24 protein-coding genes are annotated in these 26,653 nt (G+C 40.7%); 21 read left to right on the top strand and 3 right to left on the bottom strand.

Going from position 1 to position 26,653, the window contains the following annotated elements:
• Positions 1–10 precede the first annotated feature (10 nt).
• The 15 genes from BLR82_RS13615 (at position 11) to BLR82_RS13680 (ending at position 14,259) form a co-directional block, all read left to right on the top strand.
• Positions 11–1,609, top strand: a complete 1,599-nt coding sequence (locus BLR82_RS13615) for a glutathione ABC transporter substrate-binding protein (protein ID WP_175486811.1) — start codon at positions 11–13, stop codon at positions 1,607–1,609.
• A gap of 102 nt (positions 1,610–1,711) precedes the next feature.
• Complete coding sequence (gene nikB / locus BLR82_RS13620) at positions 1,712–2,635, top strand: nickel ABC transporter permease (RefSeq protein ID WP_074599998.1); 924 nt, start codon at positions 1,712–1,714, stop codon at positions 2,633–2,635.
• Between the two features lie 42 nt (positions 2,636–2,677).
• On the top strand, positions 2,678–3,541 hold the full coding sequence (locus tag BLR82_RS13625; protein WP_245693823.1) for an ABC transporter permease: 864 nt from the start codon (positions 2,678–2,680) through the stop codon (positions 3,539–3,541).
• Between the two features lie 16 nt (positions 3,542–3,557).
• Positions 3,558–4,559 (top strand): ABC transporter ATP-binding protein, encoded by a 1,002-nt coding sequence (locus BLR82_RS13630; RefSeq protein WP_074600000.1) that lies wholly within the window; start codon positions 3,558–3,560, stop codon positions 4,557–4,559.
• Entirely contained in the window at positions 4,549–5,517 is a 969-nt protein-coding gene (locus tag BLR82_RS13635) for an ABC transporter ATP-binding protein (protein ID WP_074600001.1), read from the top strand. The genes BLR82_RS13630 and BLR82_RS13635 overlap by 11 nt, the downstream gene beginning before the upstream one ends.
• Positions 5,518–5,534: 17 nt before the next feature.
• Positions 5,535–6,905: a M17 family metallopeptidase gene (locus BLR82_RS13640; protein ID WP_074600002.1), complete on the top strand. Its 1,371-nt coding sequence runs from the start codon at positions 5,535–5,537 to the stop codon at positions 6,903–6,905.
• Complete coding sequence (locus tag BLR82_RS13645) at positions 6,902–7,612, top strand: copper homeostasis protein CutC (RefSeq protein WP_074600003.1); 711 nt, start codon at positions 6,902–6,904, stop codon at positions 7,610–7,612. The genes BLR82_RS13640 and BLR82_RS13645 overlap by 4 nt, the downstream gene beginning before the upstream one ends.
• Positions 7,596–8,894 (top strand): alpha-L-fucosidase, encoded by a 1,299-nt coding sequence (locus BLR82_RS13650; protein ID WP_074600004.1) that lies wholly within the window; start codon positions 7,596–7,598, stop codon positions 8,892–8,894. Before BLR82_RS13645 ends, BLR82_RS13650 begins: the two co-directional genes overlap by 17 nt.
• 266 nt (positions 8,895–9,160) lie before the next feature.
• Positions 9,161–9,955, top strand: coding sequence for an SDR family oxidoreductase (locus BLR82_RS13655; protein WP_074600005.1), 795 nt, complete (start codon positions 9,161–9,163; stop codon positions 9,953–9,955).
• A gap of 22 nt (positions 9,956–9,977) precedes the next feature.
• Complete coding sequence (locus BLR82_RS20615; RefSeq protein WP_083334853.1) at positions 9,978–10,523, top strand: helix-turn-helix domain-containing protein; 546 nt, start codon at positions 9,978–9,980, stop codon at positions 10,521–10,523.
• On the top strand, positions 10,524–11,861 hold the full coding sequence (locus BLR82_RS13660; RefSeq protein ID WP_083334854.1) for a BglG family transcription antiterminator: 1,338 nt from the start codon (positions 10,524–10,526) through the stop codon (positions 11,859–11,861).
• A gap of 3 nt (positions 11,862–11,864) precedes the next feature.
• Positions 11,865–12,335: a transcriptional regulator GutM gene (locus tag BLR82_RS13665; RefSeq protein WP_074600006.1), complete on the top strand. Its 471-nt coding sequence runs from the start codon at positions 11,865–11,867 to the stop codon at positions 12,333–12,335.
• A complete protein-coding gene (gene srlA / locus BLR82_RS13670) occupies positions 12,319–12,870 on the top strand; it encodes a PTS glucitol/sorbitol transporter subunit IIC (protein ID WP_074600007.1) in 552 nt (183 codons plus the stop codon). Before BLR82_RS13665 ends, srlA begins: the two co-directional genes overlap by 17 nt.
• Positions 12,871–12,880: 10 nt before the next feature.
• The gene (gene srlE / locus BLR82_RS13675) at positions 12,881–13,888 is read left to right on the top strand and encodes a PTS glucitol/sorbitol transporter subunit IIB (protein WP_074600096.1); all 1,008 of its coding nucleotides are present in this window, start codon (positions 12,881–12,883) and stop codon (positions 13,886–13,888) included.
• A 20-nt stretch (positions 13,889–13,908) separates the two neighbouring features.
• Complete coding sequence (locus BLR82_RS13680; protein WP_074600008.1) at positions 13,909–14,259, top strand: PTS glucitol/sorbitol transporter subunit IIA; 351 nt, start codon at positions 13,909–13,911, stop codon at positions 14,257–14,259.
• A gap of 279 nt (positions 14,260–14,538) precedes the next feature.
• Here the strand turns inward: BLR82_RS13680 and BLR82_RS21620 are convergent, their stop codons facing one another.
• Positions 14,539–14,721 carry an IclR family transcriptional regulator domain-containing protein gene (locus BLR82_RS21620; RefSeq protein ID WP_083334855.1) on the bottom strand — a complete coding sequence of 61 codons (183 nt, stop codon included), beginning with the start codon at positions 14,719–14,721 and terminating at the stop codon, positions 14,539–14,541.
• Between the two features lie 779 nt (positions 14,722–15,500).
• Between BLR82_RS21620 and BLR82_RS13690 the strand changes: the two genes are divergently transcribed.
• The 4 genes from BLR82_RS13690 (at position 15,501) to BLR82_RS13705 (ending at position 20,822) form a co-directional block, all read left to right on the top strand.
• Positions 15,501–16,340, top strand: a complete 840-nt coding sequence (locus tag BLR82_RS13690) for a bacteriochlorophyll 4-vinyl reductase (protein WP_074600009.1) — start codon at positions 15,501–15,503, stop codon at positions 16,338–16,340.
• A gap of 241 nt (positions 16,341–16,581) precedes the next feature.
• Positions 16,582–17,886: a PD-(D/E)XK nuclease family protein gene (locus BLR82_RS13695; RefSeq protein ID WP_175486812.1), complete on the top strand. Its 1,305-nt coding sequence runs from the start codon at positions 16,582–16,584 to the stop codon at positions 17,884–17,886.
• A 235-nt stretch (positions 17,887–18,121) separates the two neighbouring features.
• Positions 18,122–19,576 (top strand): APC family permease, encoded by a 1,455-nt coding sequence (locus BLR82_RS13700; protein WP_074600010.1) that lies wholly within the window; start codon positions 18,122–18,124, stop codon positions 19,574–19,576.
• Between the two features lie 532 nt (positions 19,577–20,108).
• A complete protein-coding gene (locus BLR82_RS13705) occupies positions 20,109–20,822 on the top strand; it encodes a copper homeostasis protein CutC (RefSeq protein WP_342721603.1) in 714 nt (237 codons plus the stop codon).
• Positions 20,823–21,090: 268 nt separating this feature from the next.
• On the opposite strand, the gene BLR82_RS13710 is transcribed toward BLR82_RS13705, so the two are convergent.
• A complete protein-coding gene (locus BLR82_RS13710; protein WP_074600011.1) occupies positions 21,091–22,677 on the bottom strand; it encodes a bifunctional metallophosphatase/5'-nucleotidase in 1,587 nt (528 codons plus the stop codon).
• A 713-nt stretch (positions 22,678–23,390) separates the two neighbouring features.
• On the opposite strand from BLR82_RS13710, the gene BLR82_RS13715 reads away from it, so the two are divergent.
• A complete protein-coding gene (locus tag BLR82_RS13715) occupies positions 23,391–24,362 on the top strand; it encodes a hypothetical protein (RefSeq protein WP_074600012.1) in 972 nt (323 codons plus the stop codon).
• Positions 24,363–24,549: 187 nt separating this feature from the next.
• Here BLR82_RS13715 and BLR82_RS13720 read toward each other — a convergent pair whose 3' ends face one another.
• Complete coding sequence (locus tag BLR82_RS13720) at positions 24,550–25,407, bottom strand: sulfite exporter TauE/SafE family protein (RefSeq protein ID WP_074600013.1); 858 nt, start codon at positions 25,405–25,407, stop codon at positions 24,550–24,552.
• Between the two features lie 219 nt (positions 25,408–25,626).
• On the opposite strand from BLR82_RS13720, the gene BLR82_RS13725 reads away from it, so the two are divergent.
• A complete protein-coding gene (locus BLR82_RS13725; RefSeq protein WP_074600014.1) occupies positions 25,627–26,607 on the top strand; it encodes a formylglycine-generating enzyme family protein in 981 nt (326 codons plus the stop codon).
• Positions 26,608–26,653 lie beyond the last annotated feature (46 nt).

A 26,653-nucleotide genomic window follows, 5' to 3' on the forward strand; every position in this document is an offset into this window, starting at 1 on the left:
AAATAACATTATGAAAAAAAGCCTGTTTCTTTTATTTTTACTGGTGTCTCTATTGTTTATTGTTGTAGCCTGTTCTGACCAAGAGAGTGCCGGAGAGACCGGGAAAGGTAGTTCTGATGAAGAAGTTAATGCAGAGGAAAACGCCAACGAAAGTGCAGATAAAGAAATAACGATAGCAATAGATCAAAATTTCGTCACCTTAGATCCTCATAATGCTGGTGACACAGTGTCCATTTATGGTATTCGGTCGATGTATGAAGGGCTTGTTGGTTTCGACGAGGAAATGAATGTAGTTCCAGTCTTAGCAGAAGATTATCAAGTGAGTGACGATGCATTGGAATACACCTTCCAGTTGAAAGAAGGCGTTACGTTCCATGATGGGGAACCTTTTAATGCAGAAGCAGTAAAAGCCAACTTCAAACGAATAATTGATGACGATAGTCTTCGGGCACATCGTAATGTTCAATATATTGATACTGTTGAGGTATTAGGTGACTACGAAATAAAATTCACACTCAATCAACCATTCAGTGCCATGCTTAATAAGTTTGCGATGATTCCGCTTGCTAGTCCAAAAGCGCTCGATGATGAGAGTAAGGATTTGGGTTTAAATCCTGTCGGAACTGGGCCTTTTAAATTTGAAGAATGGAACCAAGGGGATTCCTTGGTAGTATCAAAATATGAAGGCTATTATGAAAATGACAAAACGAATGTAGAACAGGTTACCTTTAAGCCGGTTCCGGAGAATGGAGCCAGAGCTGCCATGCTGCAAACTGGGGAAGCGGATTTCGTCTATCCCGTTCCTCAACAGAATGCGGGCGATTTTGAGGACGTAGAAGGAGTTGAAGTTACCGAAACACCTTCAACCATAGCAAGATATGTATCGATCAACACATTCAACGAACCATTCAATGATGTAAAAGTCAGACAAGCGATGAATTATGCAGTCGATAAAAACGCCTACCTCCAAGTTGTGAAAAACGGATTTGGAAATCCATTAGATTCTACCATGTCCTCCCAAACACAATATTATTCGCAACAAGACACCTACGATTTTGATTTGGAAAAAGCAAAAGAATTAATGGCCGAAGCAGGCTACAAAGATGGGTTCGAAGCTGAAATATGGGGTAATACCAGTTCGGAAACTGTTACGGGTATGGAATTTATTAAACAACAGCTTTCGCAGATAGGGATAGACGTGAAAATTCAGTCAATGGAAGAAGGAACTTTGTCTGATGAAATTTACACGCCTGCGACTCCTGAAGAAGCGAAAGTGCAAATGTGGTATGTAAGCTGGTCGCCTTCTTCTGGAGATGCAGATGGTGCTACCCGTTCCTTGTTCAGTAGCGAGTACTTACCGCCAGAAGGTGCAAACACAGCATACTATGATAATAGTGAAGTGACAGACTGGATTAATGAGGCAAACGAGACTTCTGATGCTGCGGAACAAGAGGAAATTTATAAGAACATCCAAAGTACGGTGTATGAAGAGGCGCCATGGATTTTCTTGGCTTCCGATGTCATCTTATCTGGCAGTAAAACAAATTTAGAAGGTGTCTATGTATTGCCAGATGGATCAGTCAGTATCGCAAACGCAAAATTGAAGTAGATAAATAGAAGGGCTGATGACTATCAGTCCTTCTTTACCCATAAAATGATGCTAACAAATTGAATGGTTGCACGTTACTTTTGGTGGGAGGTGTCGATTAAAGTGTGGCAATACATAATTAAACGAATCCTTGGCTTAATCCCTCTTTTGCTTGTGATTTCATTTGTGATATTTATGTTTATTCACTTAATCCCTGGTGATCCTGCCCGATTGATGGCAGGTAAGGACGCAACCCTCGAGGAAGTCGAGGAAGTAAGACAAAGCTTGGGGCTTCATGAACCGTTTGTAAAGCAATACATTTCCTATATGGGCAATTTACTTCAAGGGGATTTAGGTTATTCAATCAAATCTGGCGCACCAGTGGTTGATTTGATTCTAGATCGAGTTATGCCAACATTGGGCCTAACTTTTTTGAGTATTATATGGGCGCTGGTGATAGGAATCCTCATCGGTGTTTTATCCGCTGTATTCCGAGATAAGTGGCCTGACAGATTAGGAATGTTGACAGCGGTTTCAGGTATTTCCCTTCCGAATTTTTGGTTAGGTCTTGTATTGATTCAGCTTTTCTCCGTTCAATTAGGGCTTTTCCCTACTGGAGGAGATGACGCAGGATGGAAAAGCTATATCCTGCCTTCCTTTGCTTTAGGGGCTGGAATCATGGCCATGATTGCTAGATTCACCCGTTCTTCACTAGTAAACACGCTAAAACAGGAATTCATACGAACAGGACGGGCGAAAGGGTTGAGTGGAACTTCGATCGTGTTTGGGCATGCACTGAAAAACTCGCTGATCCCCGTTGTCACAGTGGCTGGTCTGCAATTTGGATTTTTGCTGGGAGGATCGGTAGTTGTTGAAACGGTATTTAGTTTCCCGGGTTTGGGACGGTTGTTAATTGACTCGATTCAGTTCCGGGATTATCCAGTAATTCAAGCCGAGATACTGTTCTTTTCCTTACAATTTATTTTGGTGAATTTACTGGTGGATATTCTCTATAGTTATTTAAACCCTAAAATAAGATACGATTAGAGGGCGGTAATGATGAGTAAATTACAAATCGAAACAAGTACGATGGAAATACCGAAAGTTAAATCCGAAAATCGCTTTTTGAATTTTTGGCGGCAATTTCGTAAAAAGAAGCCTGCGCTCTTCTCCCTCTACTTTGTGTTTTTGTTGCTATTAACCATGGTGATTGGCCCTCATATAGTCCCTTATGATCCGGCAGAACCGAATTACAATAGGTTGCTAGAATTTCCCACGCTTGATCATTTGTTCGGGACTGATGAATATGGCAGGGATATTCTTTCAAGGATAATTGTCGGGGCGAGGATAACGTTATCAGTCAGTGTTAGCGCGGTGCTGTTAGGCACTGTGGTGGGAACGGTGCTTGGACTGGTCAGTGGTTTTTTTGGAAAATGGGTAGACAAAGCGATTATGCGTATCTGCGATGTATTGTTTGCTTTTCCTGATTTGATTTTAGCCATCGGAATTGTTGCTATATTAGGGCCTGGGGTACGAAACGTTATTATAGCGGTAGCATTTTTCAATATTCCTTCCTTTGCCCGGATTGTAAGAGGGGCTACTCTGGAAGTAAAGGAGATGCTATTTGTTGAATCGGCACGCTCTGTCGGTGCTAGTACTACTCGTATTGTATGGAAACATATTTTCCCAGAGACCATCCCAGTAATTATTGTTTACTTTACGATGAATGTCGGAACCGCGATTTTATCTGCGGCAAGTCTGAGTTTTCTGGGATTGGGTGCCGACCCTTCTTCTTCTGATTGGGGTGCAATGCTAAGCATGTCCAGAGATTATATTGGTTCCTCGTTTCATCTTGTGTTCTTTCCAGGCTTGGTTATTTTCCTGACTGTACTGGCATTTAACTTATTAGGAGATGGGTTAAGGGACGTATTAGATCCTAAAACTAATGATTAGAGGGAGGGGAATCCATATGGGGAGCCTGTTACAGGTCAATAATTTAAAAACTGGTTTTCATACCGAAGATGGGATGCAAACTGTGATTACTGGAATAGACTTTGAAGTCAATCATGGAGAAATTGTCGGATTAGTCGGAGAATCCGGAAGCGGGAAAAGTGTTACTTCGTTATCGATCATGCAATTATTACATGACACTCCTGGTGAGATCATCGACGGAGAAATCATCTATAAGGGCGAGGACCTGCTGAAACTCTCAGAGAAAAAAATGAGGCAATATCGAGGCAATGAGCTATCGATGATTTTTCAGGAGCCAATGACTTCTTTAAATCCTGTAATGAAGATTGGAAAACAAATCATAGAGACAATTTCTTTACACTTAAACATGTCTGGTCAAAAAGCAAAGCAACATGCTGTTAGTATGTTGGAATCGGTCGGTATCCCCCGAGCGAAAGATATAATGAATGAGTATCCGCATCAATTATCGGGCGGAATGAGACAAAGAGTGATGATTGCCATGCAAATCTCTTGTAACCCATCTCTATTGATAGCTGATGAGCCGACGACTGCTTTGGATGTAACCATTCAGGCGCAGATTCTGGATCTATTGAAAGATATCCAGGAAAAGACGAATATGGGGATCTTGATGATTACTCATGACTTGGGAGTTGTGGCTGAGATCTGTGACAGGGTAATTGTCATGTATGCTGGAAGAATTGTCGAACAAGCAACGGTTAAGGAAATTTTTAACAATCCTAAGCATCCTTATACAAAAGGACTAATAGATTCGATTCCGAAAATTGGAGCCGGGTTGGATGAATTGTATTCCATCCCTGGAGCTGTTCCTAGTCCAAAGAATATGCCGAAGGGATGTAAATTTGCCCCTCGTTGTGAGCATGTGATGGATATTTGCAATTTAGAAGAGCCAGCGTTAGCGATGGAAAACGGCCGCTCGTCACGCTGCTGGTTAACGCAGGAGCAGTCTCAGCAAGAAGGGGTGGTTGGTCATGGGCAATAATGTGTTAATCGATATAAAAGATGTTAAAAAGCATTTCCCTCTTAGCAAAAGCTGGTTTGAAGAAAAACAGTATGTAAAAGCAGTCGATGGTATCTCTTTTTCCATTAATCAAGGGGAAACGTTTGGGTTGGTGGGAGAATCCGGGTGTGGAAAATCAACTACTGGCCGCTTAATTAACGGGTTGATCAAGTCCGATACAGGAGAAGTTATTTTCAATGGGAAGGATTTGGCAAGTCTGTCAGAAAAGCAATGGAAGGCATATCGGAAGAAGATGCAAATGATTTTTCAAGATCCATATGCATCGTTAAGTCCCCGTATGAAAGTCAAAGATATTTTGATGGAGCCATTGACTATTCATTTTCCTCGTATGTCAAAGCAAGAAAAAATAGAGACGGTTAAGAATCTATTAGATAAGTGTGGTATCAGTGAATTCCATTTAAATAAGTATCCGCACGAATTTAGCGGGGGGCAGCGTCAACGGATCAGTATTGCTAGAGCACTTATTTTACAACCGGAATTAATTATTGCAGATGAGGCCGTGTCTGCCCTTGATGTATCTATACAGTCCCAGATTTTAAATTTGATGAAAAACTTACAGAAAGAATTCAATCTTACCTACCTGTTTATTTCTCATGATCTAAGTGTTGTAGAACATATCAGTGACCGGGTTGGGGTAATGTATTTGGGTAACTTGATAGAAGTTGCCAGTAAGCAGTCTATTTTTAAGGATCCAAAGCACCCTTATACAAAGTCATTATTAGCTTCAATCCCTCAACCTGATCCGTCTGTGAAGAGAGAACGAATTTCCTTAAAAGGGGAGATTCCAAGCCCCTCCAATCCGCCGACGGGCTGTAAATTTCATACGAGATGTCCATTGGCAATGGATGTCTGTAAAGAAAAAGTACCAATCATGCAAAAACTGAATGAAAACCAACAAGTTGCCTGTCATTTATATTAAATGAAGGAGTTTTTACAATGTATGTACGCATAGAACCGATTAACCAAGAGACTAGTTCAATCGCATATCTTCGCTCTCTCTCCTTTGGTGAAACCAGGTGGTTACAAAAGGAGGATGATGTATTTTTATATGCAGCAATCCATAAATCGGAGGTAATGCTGGAAGACTTGCGTTTTTTGGGTGGGACCATTAATCAGGAACTGCAACAAAATAGATGTACAAAGGCAGATTTAGATTTTCCGGTGTTTACATCCCTCCTCCCCGCCTTTTCGGAAGAGGAAGTTGTTGCAGCATTCATGGAGGGATGGTTTCTGGCTGACTACCAATTTATCAGCTATAAAAAAGAAGCTGTAAGAAAAACGCCTAAATTGCACTTTGCTAATAGCGACTATGAACCGCTTATTAAAACAGCAATTACAAAAGCGGAGGCCGTTCATGTCGCCCGTGATTTGTGTAATGAACCCGCAAATAAACTGACACCTTCTATATATGCTGATAAACTGCAAAAGCTATTTAAGGACACGGCGGTCGATGTCGAGATTATTGATTCGACTGCGTTAAGAAGTAGAGGATTCGAGGCTACTGCGGTAGTAGGCAAGGGAAGTAGCCAGCCCCCCCAGGTTGCCATATTGACATTAAAAAATAGTAAAACCAACAATTTCGCTCTTGTCGGTAAAGGAGTCACTTTTGATTCGGGTGGCACGAATGTCAAAACCGGAACAGATATCGGTGAAATGAAAATGGACATGGGGGGATCTGCTGCCGTAGTCGGGGCTATCAAGCTTTTAGCAGATTTAAATGCTCCTGTCCAAGTGACGGCGATTTTACCATTAGTTACAAACGTAGCTGGGGGTAATGCCTTTTTGCCATCGGATGTCATTACCTATCGTAATGGCAAGACGGTAGAAGTTGGCAATACTGACGCTGAGGGCCGTTTGATCTTGGCTGATGGAATTTTATATGCACAAACTATCGGCGCTGATACAATTATTGACATTGCTACTTTAACAGGAACCATAGGTCAAGCGCTTGGATTGAAAATGGCTGGGATTTTTAGTAACAACGAGAAAAAACTGTGGAATTATAAAAAACTAGGCGAACGGACCGGCGATTATGTATGGCCGATGCCGGTAATTGACGATTACCAGCTTTATTTAAAAAGTTCTACGGCAGATATCAATAATATGAGCTCTTCCAGTTTTGGAGGTGCAATCACAGCAGCGTTATTTTTAAAAAATTTTGTGGAGGACCATTGTCACTGGGTACATATTGATATGGCCAATACTGTTCGACCGTGGAAAATAGAAGGATATTATCAAGAAGGTGCTGCTGGGTTTGGCGTCCGTTTACTAACAGAGATAGTCGTACAGGAGAGTAAACGACCATGATAACCGAAGTAATCGTTCAGAATGCGGAGGAAGCCAAACAAGCAGAGTATATGGGTGCTGATCGGTTGGAACTAGTTTCTGCTATGAGTGAGGGCGGCCTAACACCCAGCCATGGAACTATAAAACAAGTACTGCATACTGTCGGAATTCCGGTTCAAATTATGATTCGTCCTCACAGCTACCACTTTTGCTATAGTGAAGCAGACATGGCTGTTATCTTGGAGGATGTGAAAAATGTACTGAATTTGGGCGGAAATCGATTTGTCTTTGGAGGATTAAACAAAGATAATACGATTGACGAGAAGGCACTGATGGATATAATCAAACTGGATTCGACAGTAGATATCACTTTTCATCGCGCCTTTGATGAAACAGCGTCTCAAGAATCTGCATATCGGACTTTAATCAACTATAAACAACAGGTGAAACGAATTTTGACTTCAGGCGGAGAGGCTAATTGTGAAGCTGGGAAGCATAGTTTGAAGAAACTAGTACACTTATCGAAGGCGACAAATGGTCCGGCAATATTGCCAGGGTCTGGTTTAGGGCCGGCCAATATTGAAGCTATTCATTCCGTTGTCTCTGCCTCTCAATATCATTTTGGAAAGTCTTTACGAAAAGGAGAATCCTTTGCAAAAGGTTTCGACCCCGAAGCATTTTCAAGAATTAAACAGTTTGGAGGAATAAGTGATGACGGAAACATTTGATTGGCCTGAAAAGTACGGAACCCCTTCTTGGTTCCAGCATGATCGCTTTGGTATGTTCATTCATTGGGGGCTTTATTCTATCATGGCAAAAGATGAATGGATCATGACCCAGGAACAAATCCCAAAACGAGATTATGAGGCATATCTTTCTCATTTTAAGGCGGATTTATTTAACCCTGATGCCATTGTAAAAAAGGCAAAACAAAGTGGGATGAAATATATCGTCATCACGACAAAACATCATGAAGGCTTTGCATTGTGGGACAGCAAGTACACGGATTACAAGATCACAAACACCCCTTATGGAAAGGATGCTATCAGAGAATTTGTAGATGCCTGTCGTAACGAAGGGATGAAAATAGGATTCTATCACTCGTTGATTGACTGGCATCATGAGCATTTTACAATCGATGGGCTTCATCCACAGCGAGACGATGAACAAGTGAAAGAAGAAGAGCGAGATATGTCTATTTATCAAGAATATTTACATAATCAGGTAGAAGAGCTAGTAACCAACTATGGGAAAATAGATTACTTTTGGTTTGATTTCTCTTATGAAGACAGGGATTGGGGCTGGGCAAAAGGGAAAGGTCCAGCGGATTGGAAAGCGGAAGAATTAGAGAATCTGATATTAAAGCATCAGCCCCACATGATTTTTAACAACCGCTTAGGACTCGATAGAGGTGTCTATACACCGGAACAATATCAGCCAACTGATTTACTTTATACCGAAGATGGAAAGAAACGGATATGGGAAGCCTGTCAAACCTTTAACGAGCGCTGGAGTTATAATCCAAATAATCTCCATCGAAAGTCATCAGATATGATTTTGAAATTGTTGATTGATACTGTTTCTAAGGATGGCAACCTTTTAATGAACTTTGGTCCAACTGCAAGAGGATGCTTTGATTCACACACCGAAGAAGTTTTAGACGACCTGGCAGAGTGGATGACATATAACGAGGATTCCATACTAGGAGCAGGATCCAGTAACATTTATTGTCCGAGAGACTGTCGACTGACACAAAAGGGAAACAGGGTGTTTATACACATTTTTTCCTGGCCTTTTCGAACCATCCATCTAAAAGATCTTCCAAAGAAAGTGAAGTATGCACGTTTTCTGCATGACCATTCAGAGATGCCGATAACAGAACCGGCTCCTTCTGATGTTTTTCATCATGACAAGCCAGTCGTCGCAGAGAATGAAACTGTTTTGGAACTGCCGGTAATCAAGCCTGACCAAATTGTACCCGTCATCGAAATAGAATTTAAGGATAGTTAGAAAAGGTTGACTGTGGAGCGCAGTCAACCTTTGTAATTTTCCATGCTCAGTTTCCATAGCTTGTTTGATACTCCCATACCCCTCAGTAACTTCATTCCATCAACCCTCCATCTTTTTCGATTTCCGAATGGCCGAAAAGGAATTACGACTCACATAAAACGTTAATTAATCCCCCCTTTTTCCAAAATCCCCACAAAAGTAAGAATTAATTTTGAAAACGCTTATTTGTACAATGAACTCAACAAGAAATTTAGGAGGCATTTGTGATGGGAAGTTGGTTAGGACTAGAAGAAAAAGTTGCAATTGTGACAGGCGGAAGTTCTGGAATTGGCAGAGCGATAGTCACCGCCTTGTTAGACAATGGTTCGATTGTCTATAATTTGGATTTAAAAGATGAGCCATTTGATCACGATAATTACCTTTTTATGGAACTGGATGTCACAGACGCTGCAGCTGTAAAACAAACGGTAGACACTGTGGCAAAAAGAGAAAGTAAGATCGATGTGCTGGTCAACAATGCAGGTATTAACCTTCCGAGATTGCTTGTAGATGTCAAAGGCGAAAAGCCTGAATATGAAATGGATGAAAAAGATTTAGATGTCATGTTCAATGTGAATTTAAAGGGGCCTGTTTGGCTCAGTCAAGCAGTAGCCAAACACTTCATTTCTCAAAAGTCTGGTATTATTGTTAATGTTTCGAGTGAAGCTGGACAAGAAGGCTCGGAAGGTCAAAGTATCTATTCGGCTACCAAAGCTGCTTTGATTGGTTTTACAAGAAGTTGGGCAAAAGAACTTGGTAAGCACAATGTAAACGTTGTAGCTATAGCTCCGGGGATTCTTGAAGAAACTGGATTGCGTACACCACAATATGAGGAAGCTCTTGCTTACAGTAGAAATACGACTGTCGATCGATTGAATGGTGATTATTCCAAATCGATTCCATTGGGCAGGGTGGGCAAATTGACGGAGATTGCTGACCTGGTTTGTTATTTAAGTTCTGATAAGGCAAGTTATATAACAGGAACCACAGTTAACATTTCGGGTGGTAAGTCTAGAGGCTGATTCCATAGATAGGGGAGAGGTCATGCAACTTAATGAAAAACACCTAAAGATGATAGAGTCACTCATACATGAAGAGATCGAAGTAGAAAAGTTGTCCTATCAATTAAATCTTACAGAAAAAACGATCGTGAATTATATAAGACAAATCAACCGTGACTTCCAAGAGGCCGCGGTCATCACCAAACAGCATCAAAAATTATCCCTGGCAATCAAGGAGCAACAGGTATTTTCCGACAAACTGGATTTGTTAAAAGATGAATGCCAGGAACATGACAGAGTGAATCAGCAAAGGAAAGACGAACTTTTTTATCAATTATCTATTCACAAGCAAACAACCCTTGATGACATGGCGGATAGGTTGTTTTTGAGCAAAACACTGATCAGTAAAATTCTGCGGGAGTTGAAAGAGGATATCGAGACATCACACGTACAGATCACAGGTACGCCAAATGTAGGCTTGATATTGGAAGGATCTGAGTTCGAGATACGCAAATTGGCGATTGAACAATTTCCTTCCGGATTCATCGAATATGAAATACCGCAGAATTTGGTTTCAGGTCTCGATTAATTGCAACAAGATTGGAAACTGGATGAACAGTCATTAGAACGGTTGATTTTGGCGCTCAAAGTGACCATGCAGCGAATGGAGCAACATTGTTTTATAAATGGCACAGTCGATTTAGATGCACATATTTTTCATTCGGAAGAGTACATGGCATTGAATTTTATTAAAGAGTATATAGAAAAAGTGTTCCCGAAGGCAAATGCCGGAAAAGAGGCTATCTTAATCGTTGTGCAATTAATGGGACGCAGGGCTTCATTATTGGATGAGTTATTGACGCAACAAGATGAAAGCCTTATTCAAAAAATCATCGATCAAACAATCCGGGATGTAGAACGGTTTTACGGGCTTAAAATCGATGAGGAGCTATTCACGAAGGATATTCGCTTACACATTAAGCATTTAATCAATCGATTGATTTTCCGTATCAAATTGAATAATGAACTGGCGTTTGAGATGCAGCAGCGATTTCCCTTTGCCTATGAATTGTCTACAGTATTGGGAGAAAGCATAACACGCGTGACTGGCTTGAGAATGCCGGAAAAGGAACTGGGGTTTCTAACGATATATTTCAGTGTGTACTTGGAACAACTTGAGCAGCAGATGAATGAGTTACATGACATTGCAATTTTGACAAATCAAGGATTGAGTACGACCAAGTTGTTAACCATGAACTTGCGCAAAGTGTTCGGCACCCAAATAAACGTGGTGGTCATCGATGAATCCGAGTTTACCGAAGAAAACATTCATCCATTTGATTTAGTTATCTCAACAATTAAAACTAACAGAATGTTCAACAAAGTTATATATGTAGAGGATGTCTTCGATCAGCAACTGCTTAAATTAAAGATAGAACAATTTTTGATTTATAAGGATGTAAGTAATAAGAAATTGTTCAACCGCAGTGTTTTGGTAGATTTCCTCGATCATTCTGATTTTTATCATTTTCAGGGACGGCAAACGTATCAGGATATCATTTGTAGACTGGCTGATGAACTTTACAAGGAGGGGAAAGTCGACAAAGATTTTAAGAAGAGTTTGATTGAAAGGGAAAACAAAAAATCTACGATCAACGGTCAACTCGGCTTTCCGCATGCCAGCCATAAGCAAATGGGTATTTTTATCAAGGTCGGTGTTCTAGACGAACCGCTTGACGATCATGAAAATCTCAGATTGGTAGTGCTGATCGCAACTTCTGAGGAGAACGTGAATGAGGCAATGCTCATCCGGATTTATGAGGAAGTGTTGGCGATCACGACAAATAATTATATTTTGAACAAAATCAATGCTAAGACGACCTTTACGGATTTATCACGACTATTAAACCAGGAAATGAGGGAATAGCCCATGCTTATCATGTTGATTATTTTTGCTGCGATAGGGTTTGTCGTGCAGTACATACTAGGTTTGCTCCAGATCAAGAATTTCACCAAGAACTATACCCAATTGCGGGAAAAAGGCCGTGTCGCCATTGGAAGACGGCCGGCTATCGTTAAATCTGGAACGCTAGTGTTACTGCAGCTAAATAACAAAAACGAGATTGAAGACGCTCGATATATGCAAGGTGTCACCGTATTCTCTAAATTCAAACCACTCAAAGGTTTAGAAGGAAAGAAGTTGCAAAAGGTTAATGCCAGTGATCTAGAGGATTACAACAAGTTGTTGGGAAAAGCGATTTTGGATGCACAAAACACTTTCCATGTCATTGAAAATGGCGGGGAAATTGCCCAGATTCCTTCGCCAATGATGAAAGCTGTACGTAAAGTAAACGGAATGTTTAAAAAAGAAAGGGGTCTAAAGCATGGATTACATCGTTAATTTTGCAGAAGGATTTATCAACTTATTCCAAACAGGTGCCGACACATTTATAGATTGGATGACGTCTATTGTACCGCTTGTACTGATGTTATTGATTGCAATGAATACTATTATCCAATTGATAGGGGAAGACAGAATAAATGTTATTGCCCAAAAGTCAGCCAAAAATCCGTTTTTAAGGTATTTGGTATTACCATTCCTGGGGTCCTTTATGCTGGCGAATCCTATGGTCCACTCCTTAGGCAGATTCATGCCAGAGAAATATAAACCGAGTTACTTTGCTTCCGCGGCACAGTTTGCCCATACAAGTAACGGGATTTTTCCACATATAAACCCGGCGGAGTTATTTATCTACTTGGGCATCGCGCAAGGTATCCAAGAACTGGGGCTGCCGATGACAGATTTAGCCGTTCGTTACTTATTAGTCGGTTTAGTGATGAACTTCATAGGTGGCTGGGTGACAGACTTTACGACGAGTTATATAGAGAAACAGCAAAATGTGAAATTAAGCAAAGAAGTAAAAGTAGAAGGTTGAGGTGAACAACATGGCTGAAAAAGCGAAAATCGTAAAAGGATCGGGTGGTTTTGGCGGGCCGTTGACAATCGGAGTGGATGGTAACCGTGACAAATTAATGTATGTAACAGGCGGACATAAGCCTGCTATTGTAGACAAAATATGTGATATCACCGGTGCTACACCAGTAAATGGTTTTGAAACCTCCGTACCGGAAGAGGAAATTATGGCGGCAGTCATTGATTGTGGCGGAACGTTACGTTGTGGCATTTATCCGCAAAAAGGCATCCCTACGATCAATATCATGGCTACCGGTAAAAGTGGCCCCTTGCGTCAATATATAACGGAAGACATTTACGTATCTAATGTCGACGTTGACCAAGTTTCGGTTGCTGGTGAAGAAAGTGAAAGTACATCCGTCAAGGCTCAAGGAGGAGCGAAAGAACCAGAACATCAAGCGACTTATTCAAAAGACAAGAAAATCATGGAAACAAGGGCTGAGCAAGAAAATAAAAGTATTCTTACCAGAATCGGATTAGCCGCTGGAAAAGTGATCAATACATTCTATCAAGCTTCTCGTGATGCTGTGGAAACCATGTTACATACAGTAATTCCGTTTATGGGATTCGTAGCATTGTTGATAGGTATTATTCAAGGTTCGGGTATTGGTGACTTATTCGCAAACATCATGTCGCCACTTGCAGGGAATATTTGGGGATTGCTTGCTATTGGGTTTATTTGTTCGTTGCCATTCTTAAGTCCATTACTTGGCCCAGGAGGGGTTATCGGACAAGTACTGGGTACGCTGATCGGTGTGGAAATCGGGAAAGGCAACATACCTCCTAACCTGGCACTTCCGGCATTATTTGCGATTAATACTCAAAATGCTGCAGACTTCATTCCCGTTGGGTTAGGATTGGCAGAAGCAGAAACGAAAACAATTGAAGTAGGGGTTCCATCCGTGCTGTATTCCAGGTTCATAAATGGTGTCCCACGAGTATTTGTTGCTTGGCTTGCAAGCTTCGGATTATATAAATAAAAACAAGGAGCGAGTGATCTATGTATCAAACAGAAATAAAAAGAATCGGGAAAGAGGCAAAAGCCTTTGAAGCAGAAAGAATGATAGTTCTATTTGGAGAAAACGCTCCGGCTGAACTTGCGGACTTTTGCTATATCATCGATGTCAATCCAGTAGAAAAAGAAATAACGGAAGATTCAACACTGACTATTGACGGAACAACTTATGAGATTACAAAAGTCGGTTCTGCCGTCAACAAAAACCTTCATGATTTAGGTCATATAACATTACGATTTAATGGAAGTACGGAAGCTGAGCAATCAGGTACGTTGTATTTGGAAGATGCTGAACTGGTGGCAGTAGAGGTTGGGTCTAAGATATCGATTGGGTAAAGAATAGGTTGATGCTAGTGAGGTCTCCCTCAAGGTAGCTAGCGGAAGAAAAAATCTCCTTCCATCAGGATAAGTGGTATGACGTGAGAGCGGTAGTAGATGAAGATAATATTAAGGGATATTTCGCTGATGGATGTCGGATATTGTGAGAATGAAAATGAGAAAAGCAGTTGGGTTCTTTCGGTCCAACCGCTTTTCTCTGAAAAACTAATTTATTTTACATTCTGGCGAGAGAAGACATGTAGCCCATTTTTAAGGAAATTAAATCAGTTGTTTCAATCAGGATGCTTGCCAACTCTTGCTCCCGTTCTTCCAACCTGATTTCAGGCCGGAAAGACTGATGCCTGCAACTACCTTTCCACTCTTGTCCCTAACAGGAGCAGCTATGCAAGCTCTACCCAAAGCCAATTCCTCTATTTCAAGCGCGTAACCTCGTTTTCGAGTAACCTCTAGCTCTTTCAGTTATTAAGCTTTTCTATACCTCCCTTGGAAGCAAGCGAATCATTCCGACAAAGGATTGTTACGCTTGCTTTATTTACTGCTACTCTCCTTCCACGATTTGATCGCTGATAGATGCCTCCTTTCTACAAATTACCTGAATTATGGTCAAAATCCCTTATAGATAATGGTATAATATTCCTGACTGTCTCAATTATGTAGGGATTTAGATAACACATCAATATTAACTAACAGATAGAATTCTATATTCTTATGCTGCAAGGGATTGGAGATTCAAAAAAGAAATGCCTTCTAAAATGTTGGATAATCGTAGCTGAAAGTACAATCAAAGTTTGTATGACGATTACTTTTTAAGTATATACATTAACTTTAATAGGGATACTCTGTTACCCACATGCTAATTTTTCTTTTATAAACAATCTGGTTGTATAGAAGGGTTTTCGATGTTCACCTCACGGCCCCAGGGTATTTGTTTACAAGTTACAGTTATAATTTGAAAAGGGATGGAGTAAATGACATGAGAGCTATATATGGCTTTTACTTAATAATGATGTTTTCTTTTAAGATATTGTGCTAAGGTATGTTCACACATATAGGGATTTTTGGGGTTAGCCCAATACTATTCCTTATTGCTATAAGAGAAAAGGACTACTGATAGATTTAGAGAAATAACATACTTTTTATATACATGCCAACTTACAATGCTCAAACTGACAAGGATTATTGTCTCGATTGTAGTTAGAAAGAGGATACATCTATGAAACATAAGAGGAGTGGAATAGGTGACTGACAAGACGAAAAATTACAGTATTGAAAAGATTGTGGACCAAGTGATAAAAATACCAGGAGTAAAAGTGAACAGAGAAGATTTCTTGAAAAGCAAATTCGAAAAGCTGGTGACGGAAAAGCAAATGAAGGAGATCATAGAGGTAGGTCCATATTTATCTGGAATAAAGAGTTCTAAACTAGAGAACATTGCAAAATCCGTTATTCATATGAGAACGATTAAAAGTTCCTCCGTATCCTTTGCGGCTGGCGTTCCTGGTGGACTTGCCATGATAGGGACTGTCCCTGCAGACATTACCCAGTTTTTTGGTCATTCATTAATTTTGGCACAAGAACTAGCTTACCTCTACGGACATGAGGATTTGTGGCTTGAAGAACATATGGATACAGAGAAAGCTAGAAATGAATTGCTGATTTATTTAGGAGTGATGTTTGGGGTGGCAGGGTCTGCTTCTGTAATTAAGTTTGTATCCTCGGGCCTGTCACAACAAGTTTTAAAGAAAATACCTCAGAAGGCAATGATGAAAACCTTTTATTATCCAATCATAAAGAAAATTGCTGGTTACATAGGAATCAAGGTCAACAAAGATATTTTCGCAAAAAGCATCTCAAAATCAATCCCTATACTCGGAGGAATGGTTTCCGGTTCTATAACGTACGCATCGATGAAACCTATGGGGCGCAGGTTAGCTAAAGTATTATCGGATACGCTCACTCTTTCGAAAGAAGACTTGTTTGAAGAATATAAAGACTTGAAGGAAAACTTTCCTGAAATTATCGACATTGATGTAGAAGATATTTCTGAGAACGAGGATGATAGTGACAGCTTCGCTTAAAACAACTAGTTGGGAACGAAGCATGGGTTATCCAGGCTTACTAAAAGTGTGCCGGCGTATTGTTTATAGTTTATTGGGATTTGTTTTATCAGACTTACCTGTGGACGACCTCTAATATGTAGTCACTCTATTATAACTCAACATTTATTGCTTTTTGCAGACAGAATGAATGTATAAAAAAAGAAATGATTTGCTGTTTTTCATTCAGCCAGACGTCTATAGAAAAAAGGGGGAAGTTCTATTGAATTTGTTAAATTGTCCACGATGCGGTTCACCTTTGATAGAAGATGCTGGGGAAAATCTTGAACAGAATGAAGATGGCGGAATTGTCATGGATGTATTCCCAGCATATGTATGCCAAGCACAATGCGGCTATAAGAAACGCATAGAGGAAATTCCGAAAGTGATTGCCCAACAGGGGGAGGATCGCCTTTTATTACTGTATGCTAATCAACAAGCAAGAATTTTGGACGTACGGGATTTGGTTATATGGCCGGCAATGCACGTTGACGCACTGCTTTCCAAAGGCTATTGGGAGGATTACAAGGGAGATGATAATATCGAGGAATTACTACAAAAAGCCAGGGATAGTCAATCTGCATATGTGGAAACGCCGAATTTATTCGAGTTCGCAACGAGCGAGTTGTCGCAAGACGCATTTTTATGCTGGCTGATGGCTTGGAGTGACCAGGCATACCGTTCGTTGAATCGGCCGCTGCATGATGCTGCGGTGGCGTTCATTTCGGAAATTTTCCGTGTACATCACTTACCGGCTCCGGTGGTTGAATCCATTAAGGTCACCCGGCAGTTTAAATCATTGGATATTCTCGCCATCATAAATAATAAATATGCTATTTTGATAGAGGATAAGACCTATACGAAAAATCATTCCAATCAGCTTCAACGCTACCGGGAAGCAATCGAGGAAGCATATCCGCGTCTGACTCAATTGCCGATCTACTATAAAATTGCTGATCAGAGTCATTATCGATCTGTTGAGGATGCAGGCTATGTACCCTTTAAAAGGTCAATGATGTTAAAAATATTAAAAAACGGAGTCGATAATGGCATAGACAATGCCATCTTCCTTGATTATTACCGGCATCTGCAAAAACTGGAAGACAACATTTCCTCATTTAGAACGAAGAATCTTAAAGAGTGGGATGGTTATGCTTGGCAGGGATTCTACCAAGAGATCCAAAAAGAAATAGACGGAGATTGGGGATATGTACCTAATCGGTCTGGTGGGTTTTGGGGTTTCTGGTGGGATTCCAAGCTTAATAAAAGATATTATATGCAATTGGAGCAAGAAAACCTCTGCATAAAAGTAGTAGCAAGAGAAGGCGAAAAAAGAAGCAAACTTCGCACAGAAGCCTTGAATGATATCCTCGAGAAATCAGAAAAACGGGGTCTTCAATTAGAGCGGCCTACCAGATTAGGCAATGGGAAAACGATGACCATCGCTCAAAGAACAGCCTATATCCAATTAAATGAAGATGGAACAGTTAATATTAAGAGAACGATTGAACAGTTGAAAAGGTATTAGAGGGCTTCCGAGGTATTGGAAGTAATTTATCCAAGGAAGTTTATTACACATGATAAAATTCTTTTTATTATACGAAGCTGCTTTTTCCCCTTATAATTCGGGGAAAGGCAGTTTTTTTATTGTTCTTTCATTAAAATTACTCATTTAATGGTACATATGATTAGGATGATGTGCTCTTTATCAAAAAACTGTGATTGATTATTATATTTAAGAAACTTGCTAAGGAGATGTAAAAATGGAAAAAAGAAAAACCCTTAAGAAGTCTTTAAAGCCCCACTGGGTTTGGGCAATAGCTCTGGGTTCTTCGATTGGCTGGGGAGCATTTGTACAGCCTACTAACTGGATGAGTACTGCCGGCCCTCTTGGAGCAATGTTAGGTTTTGGGATCGGCGCCTTGTTAATGATGGTAATAGCCGTTAGTTATGGATTCCTTATCAAAAGCTTTCCGGTATCCGGTGGAGAGTTTGCCTATGCGTTTATTAGTTTAGGTCGGACGCACGCATTTATTTGTGGATGGTTTTTGACGCTTGGTTATATATGTATCGTTGCGCTAAATGCCTCAGCATTTGCCTTAATGTTTAAATTTGTCTTTCCTAAGTTTGTTGAAAACCTGCATTTATATCAAATTGCAGGCTGGGATGTTTATGGCACAGAGATTATTTTTGCGACTTTGTCCTTATTATTGTTTGGCTATTTAAATATTAAAGGAACCGGAATATCAGGAAGACTGCAATTTATTTTTTGTACAGTAATGGTAATAAGTATTGTGGCTCTGTCCTTTTTCGTAGGCGGCCAGCCAGCGTCTGGTTTTACAAACGTTCAACCACTGTTCCCGAGTGAAAAAACGGCTTTTGCTGCGGTGATCGCAATCGTTGCCATCGCACCATGGGCTTACGTAGGATTTGATAATGTACCACAACTTGCCGAAGAATTTAACTTCTCATCTAAAAAGGCTTTTAATTTAATTATCGGAGCTATATTTTTCGCAGCATTATTATATATATTAATGATTTTGGCAACTGCAATGGCTCGTCCCTGGGAAGGCCTGGTATCGGAAAATCTTCTATGGGGTACTGGAACAGTCGTACAAGACTTATTGGGAACCTTTGGTTTAGCTATTTTGGTCATAGCGCTGACAATGGGGATTTTTACTGGTTTAAATGGGTTTATCGTTTCTTCAAGCCGGCTTTTATTTGCCATGTCACGTGCTAAGATCATCCCGGCAATATTTTCAAAACTCCATCCGAAATACAGTACACCTTATATTGGTATTATCTTTACGGTTGCTGTTTCCTTAATAGCACCATGGTTTGGACGAGAAGTGTTAACTTGGGTAGTCGATATGTCATCCATAGGTGTTACCATTGCCTATTTTTATACGTGTTTTACAGCTTATAAATTATTTAAATGGAATATGGGATCGGATTTTTACCCTTCCATAAATGTCGTTTCCCCGTTAAAAAAGGCATTTGCCGGATTAGGAGTAGTAACAAGTATTATTTTCTTATCACTTCTATTGATTCCAGGGTCACCGGCGTTTTTGGGAATAGAATCAAGGATTGCATTAGTAGCCTGGATTATCTTAGGGATCGGTTTCTATTTGGTTAAGCGCAAGGAACTAAATGAAATACCAGAGGGTGAATTAAACTATTTAATTTTAGGAGATAAAGAAATTATCGCAAAGAATTAAACCGCCTGTTATGTAATAAATGCACTTAAAGGTATATTTAAACCGATAGTAATCATGCTTGGTCGTCCAAGGTAAAAACATGTTCTCCTTGCCAATAGTATAGCCATACTTTTAATGGTATGGCTCTTTACCGTTAGAGGTTGGCACTAGTTACCCCGCTCCTTTATAGAATAGGTGATTATCTGAATAAATCAGCACACTCCGGTTACGATAAAAAGAATTGGTTCGATTATTAGGGATGAATCAAATTCTTATGAAACTGGAGGAATTAACATGACGGAAGAACATAGAAAAAAGAACTTTGCTCCGACCAATCCAAGTAAAAAACAACCGGATGAGCAAAGAAGAGGGCAATCGAAATCTAATTCGCGAGGTAAAAGTCGGTAATCAGGGAAATAGAACGGGGGAGGATCGTGTTCATACCTTGTGACAATGGAATGAAATTGGTGTTCAGTTAATCCTATTGAAGTAATAGGAGATATCCTGATGGGAACGGAGCAGGTTTAATAGAGATGGCCATACAGGAGAGTGAGTGAAACTGTTAATAGAAGTAATCGTTCAGAATGCGGAGGAAGCGAAGCAAGCAGAATATCTAGGTGCTGACCGGCTAGAGTTGGTTTCCGCTATTAGTGAGGGCGGTCTGACACCTAGTTATGGCACCATAAAACAAGTACTGCAGGCTGTGGAAATTCCCGTGCAAGTTATGATTCGTCCACATAGCTATAATTTTTATTATAGTGAAGCCGATATAGCAATTATTTTAGAGGACATTAAAGCAGTACTGAGTTTGGGCAGTAATCGAATCGTATTTGGCGGGTTAACTAAGGATAATGCGATTGACGAGAAGGCACTGTCGGAAGTAATCAACCTGGATTCGAAATTAGACATTACCTTTCACCGGGCCTTTGATGAAGTTGTATCTCAAGAAGCTGCATATCACACTTTGCATCATTATAAGCAACAAGTGAAGCGCATTTTGACTTCAGGTGGAGAAGTTAACTGTGAAGCCGGAAAAGACAATTTGAAGACACTAGTAAACTTGTCGGAAACGAATAATGGCCCCGCAATTTTGCCAGGGTCTGGTTTAGGGCAGGCTAACATCGAATCCATTCATTCTGTTGTTTCCGCTTCTCAGTACCATTTCGGAAAGGCATTACGTAAAGGAGGATCATTTGCGAAAGGCTTTGACCCGGAAGCATTCTCAAGAATAAAACATTCTTTAGGAGTGGATGACACAAATGTTTGATTGGTCGGAAAAGTACGGCTTCTCTCTTTGATTTCTGCAGGATCGTTTTGGAATTTTCATTCTCTGGGGGATTGTATTCTAACAAAGTGAAAGCTAAGCAATCATGAAACACGTCCATCCCGAGAAGTGACGATGAAGTTTATCTGGATCAATTTATATAGGTTTATTAACTAAGCTGCCTTTTCCCTATCATTCGGAAAAGGCAGCTTTTCTTGTTTTATCACTTCGTCTATTATATTTTTTGTGGGATATGAAACAATAGTCGTAACTACTTAACCACAATCCGCCCCTCTTCCGGCGCTGCTATAGGCCCTTCTTGTTCTTGCAAATACGCAATCATTGCATCTAAAGCAAGTGGACCTGTTACTTGATTAGTTCCTTCGGTAAGTACGGTGAATCCGTCTCCGCCTTCCGCTAAGAAGTTGTTCACTGTAACTGTGTACGTTTGGTTTGATTCAATCGGATTTCCTTCGTTATCTGTCATCTCAACAATTCTTTCGCCGATTGGTGCGTCATCTTCCCAAGTGTACTGCAGTCCAGAAACCTGCAAAATCTTGGTTGAATTCTCTTCCCATTGCTGTTCAAGAACAGCTTTGATTTGATTGCCGGTGAGTGCCATGTTCACCAGGTTATTCCCGAACGGAAGCATGGTATACAGCTCTCCCCAAGTTACCGGACCTTCGTCAAGATCAGCACGGATTCCGCCTGGATTCATGAAAGCAAAGTCCGAATTCATGGCAGCCCGCTGAGAATCTGCGACCAGGTTCCCGAGGGCTGATTCTCCGCTTTCATCTTGAACAGTCGTAATTGGTTCGGAAGTCTCCGCGACTACTTCCTCCACCAAGTCCTCGACGTCTTTTTTATAAGTATCGACCATATCGGCAATTTGCTCATCAGGCTCGATTCCGTCATGATATGTCGTAACAATTTCTGCTTCTTTGGAGACAATGTCTTTCGTTTTTGGATCGATCAACAAGTCAATATCCGAAAAGGCGGTACCGCTGGAGTAGGATTGAACGATCAGTTTGTCGTCGACAACGGTATTGGCATAATCGTGGTTGTGGCCACCCAATATAATGTCGACTTCATCATCGATTTGGGGAGCGAATTCCGCGACATCTCCCGAAGGATTAGAGCCATCTTGCTCGGAAGAGACAGGGACATGCGCTAAAACGACGATGGATTTCACTCCTTGCTCTTTTAGTTGCTGTGCCGCATCATTAATTGCATTTGTTTCATCGGTGAATTCTACACCCTCGATACCACTTGGAAGCACAATGTCTCGTGTCTCCGTAGTGACGACACCGATAAATCCAATCGGGATGCCATTTACCTTTTTAATCACATATGGAGGTAGAATCGGCTCCCCAGTATCTTCGTCTACCACGTTTGCCACGGTATAAGGGAAGGAAGCCCCTTCAAAATCCCCGGTTTCTTCGTGTTCCCCTCCATAAATAAGACGCTTCATCTCGTCCACGCCCTCATCGAATTCATGGTTTCCTACCGTACCTACATCGAAGCCAAGTTCGTTTAAAATTTCGATGGTTGGTTCATCCTGAAGCAACGAGGAAACAGGAGAACTGGCACCAACTACATCCCCGGCGTGTACCAGCAAGGTATTCTTCGTTTCTTGTTCATACTGTTTTAGGTAAGCAGCCAGATATTCCGCACCGCCTGCTTGTCTCCCGGCAATGTCACGGTAAACGTCTAACTGACCGTGGAAATCATTGATTCCCAGGAGTTGGACGTGCTTGTACCTGTTTTTGAAATGGTCATTTTCGGAAGAAGCTGCGGAAACCGAAGTACTAAAAAGAGACGCGGAAAGCAAGACAGCAAGTACAACTTTTTTCCACATAGAAATACCTCCTTTTTATTTGTAAATCACCTTCAAACTAGCAAACTAGTTTAAAGCTGGGTGTGTATTTAATGTAAAAGTTCGGTAAACAAAATAACAGAGTAAAAAGTAGGGTTATGGGACACTTTTTAAAGCAATAGTCAGATGACAGGGGATGTGTTCAATTAAGAGGTTAAAGGTAGTATTGTAAAACTATTGGGGTGTTAGTAATTTTGGGTCGAAATAAAAGGTTGACTGTCAATCAGTCAACCCTTCTCATTTGTTATTTATATATTGATCATTTGTGTTTCTTCATTAACTAAGTAACGAATTATCGAGCCATTACATTGTCATGTGAACGAGTAGGAGCATCATTTGAATGGTGTTTAATTAGTTGTGAAACATAAGATTCTAATTCAAATCTGTCCTCTCTGATGAATTGGTCTAATTTAACTTTATTTTGCTGATGCATGTTGTTTCCCTCCTAATCGTTTTGTTGTTTGGTATTAGTATTCTCTTATTCTCGTATTTTTAAACATGATAGATTGGTAGAAACATTTTCCAGAGTAACGCATTAGTTTATTCCCTTTCTCACTATTATGGCAGTGTGCACTATAATTTTTGACTCAATCTGCCACCTTCATTCTCTCTGAAGCAGCATGGAATAGAGCTTTTATATCGATTTTTCTCTATGTTAAAATAATTTACCAATAGGTTCTTTAAGGAGGATGAAAATGTACCATGTGACTTCCGATAAAGTGATTAAAATTGGAGAGACTACTTTTTCTGAACTCAATTATAAAGAAAGTGACATGGAAGAATTATTAAGAAGGAACATCGAAATAATTTGCGATGAAGAAGAATCTATGCTTATTGTTGGGAAACAAGTTAGAAATGCAAAACAAGGAATTAGCGATCTTACTGCAATAGATAACAAAGGGAATATCGTTTTAATAGAGATTAAGCGCGACCGTAAAGATATCGAGACGAGAAAAGAAGCTTTTGAATTTCAGGCAATTCGATATGCAGCTAGCTATGCAACGATTGAGGATATAGAGGATTTAGTGAACAAAGTATATTCGCCATACATAGAGAAACATCGATCAGAGTTTGAAGGTGGATACTTGACTAGTGCTGAATTAGGGACACGTAAATTAACGGAGTTCTTGCGGGAAAATGGTGCGGAGAACAATTTTAATAATAACCAAAAAATTATACTCGTTGCTTCCGATTATGATGAGCAGACGCTGTCAGCGGTTGCTTGGTTGAATAGTAATAACGTGGATATAAGTTGTTATAAATTAATTCCCTACGATATTAAGGGTGAAGTGTATATTGATATTGAAAAAGTTTTGCCACTGAATACATATCAAGATTATTATGTGAATTTTTTGGATAATTCAGTGAACCGTAGAATGCACAAAAAAGGAATAAACAGAAGAACTCTTCCAAAAATCGGGGAGATGATTGACTGGGGTGTAGTAAAGCCAGGTGATATTATAGCAGCTAAAGGTCGTGATGACGAAGGAGTTTTGCAAGCAAATGGAAATGTAGAAGTAAATGGAAAAGAAATTTCCATGCAGCAATGGTTAAAAAACCTTTTCGGTTGGTCAAGTATCCAAACTTACGTATTTGCGGTGCATAAGGAGTCTGGAAAATCCCTTTCCCAAATACGGAAAGAGTACATGGAAAAGGCGCAGGAATAATAATTATAAATCCAACTAAGGGGAGTCACTTTTCAGTTTAAAAGATAAACCGGCACTTACGGCTAATAGTCCAGCTTGATGGACTGTTAGCATCTTTTTTACTACTTTGGTCATAGTGAACTAACAAAATCCCCCAGTACTAATATAGGGTACCTTTAAAGTGTCTATTCCTCATGGGAATACTTCCTTAACTAAAGTACATTCTAACCCCTATTACCACTAGCAATACAGATAGCATCTGCATAATGATCCGACCTGGTATCCGTTGGGATAATAAAACTCCGACCTGAGCACCGGCAATCACACCTGCGCCGCCCCAAAATACGGTCATCCAGTCAATGTTTCCGTAAAAAAACTGGGAAATCACACCAACGGATGAGTATAAACATAAGGAAAAAAGCGAGGTGGCTGTTGCAAAGTGAGTGGATACGCCGAAAATATAAATCAAAATCGGCACCAGTATCCAGCCGCCGCCGATACCCAAATAGCTTGAAAGAACACCCATTACTAATCCAAGTGGTATAAACCAACCGGATGTTGCACCGGTCTTTCTGACTTTCGATCCACTGGCTTCTCGTGTTCCGTTAGCAGCTACTTCCAGAGTTGGCCCTGCTTGCTGATAAGCTGTCTCGCTATCTTTATTTTCCGCTCTCTTACTGATGCCTTTCCTTGGAAAAGGGGTATTCTTGCTAAACAAAAATAGCCCGAGTGCAACCAGGATGGTCGCAAAAACGACGTAAAAATATTGCGAAGAAAAATGCTGCAGCAACCAAACTCCAGCCAGGGAACCTGGTAATGCGCTGATCCCTATGGTCAGTCCCGTTTTGTATAAGATTTTATCTTGTTTTGCATAGCCGAGCACGCCCGATAGGGAATTGATTAACACAATGACCAACCCGGACGCTGATGCAACAGCGGGATCCATATGAAAGAGCAGCAATAACGCAGGTACAAAAATGAATCCTCCTCCAGCTCCGACAATGGTCCCGTAACCCCCGGCGATGATACCGATGCAAAGCAGCAATAATCCTGTCATGATGTCCAAAGTAGTAAGTGCCTCCTTATGTAAAGTAACTACTTTAATTCTTTCAGATAGGAGATCACTTGTCTATTCACTATATTTTATAGGGTATAACCAGTTTGTATTGATGCAATTCTACCTACAGATGATAGAATAAAGGAAGGAAACGTTATCTGACCGGAATATGGTAAAAAACGACTGTGATTTTGGAATGCGATTTCTATTTAAAGGATGTGCACTAAAATGACAAAAGAGACACCTACTCATTATACTTGTTCTTGTTGTGCAGGAAGTAGAGGATCAATCAGTGAGACTTTTCAAAATAGAGAAGGAAGCACAAAATCAAAAGTAAGTACAGGAGAACAAGTGCGGTATCAGGAGAAAATGGTCTATGTTCCTGGCGGTGAATATTTGATGGGAACAGAAGATGAGGAAGGATTTAAAAGTGATGGAGAAGGTCCAGTAAGAAAAGTGGAAGTATCTCCTTTCTATATTGACAGTTATACAGTCACCAACGAAGAATTCGATGTGTTTGTAAAGGAAACAGGTTACCAAACGGAAGCGGAAAAATACGGGTGGTCGTTCGTATTCTACAAGTTCCTGCCCGAAAAACCGCCAATGGCGATTCAACAGCTTCCCTCCACGCCATGGTGGTTTGCTGTGGAAGGTGCTTATTGGTATCAGCCGGAAGGTCCGGAGTCTTCGATTGAAGACCGAATGGACCACCCGGTGATCCATGTTTCCTGGAATGATGCGGAAGCGTTTTGCAAGTGGGCCGGGAAGCGTCTGCCGACCGAAGCGGAGTGGGAATTTGCTGCCCGTGGCTGTCTGGAACAGAAAAAATTTCCATGGGGAGATGAATTGACGCCGGGCGGAGAACATCGATGCAATATTTGGCAGGGCAATTTTCCAAAAGAGAACACGGCGGATGATGGCTATGTGGGAACTGCACCGGCGAAGTCTTTTCCTGCCAATGGATTTGGCCTGTATAATGTCTCGGGAAATGTTTGGGAATGGTGTGCAGACTGGTTTGATCGAAGCAGAGATATGGATCAGTTAGTAAATCCGACCGGGCCTTCCGAAGGAACTGCAAAGGTGATGCGCGGTGGTTCCTATCTTTGTCATCATTCTTACTGCAACAGGTACAGGGTGGCAGCCCGCAGTTCCAATACCATCGATAGTTCGACAGGAAACATGGGATTCCGGTGCGTGCGTGATGCTTGAAGCCCTTGTAGTTAAACACTGCAAAATCAACGAAATCAACGAAGAT

The organism is Sediminibacillus halophilus (assembly GCF_900103695.1).
GTDB lineage: Bacteria > Bacillota > Bacilli > Bacillales > Amphibacillaceae > Sediminibacillus > Sediminibacillus halophilus.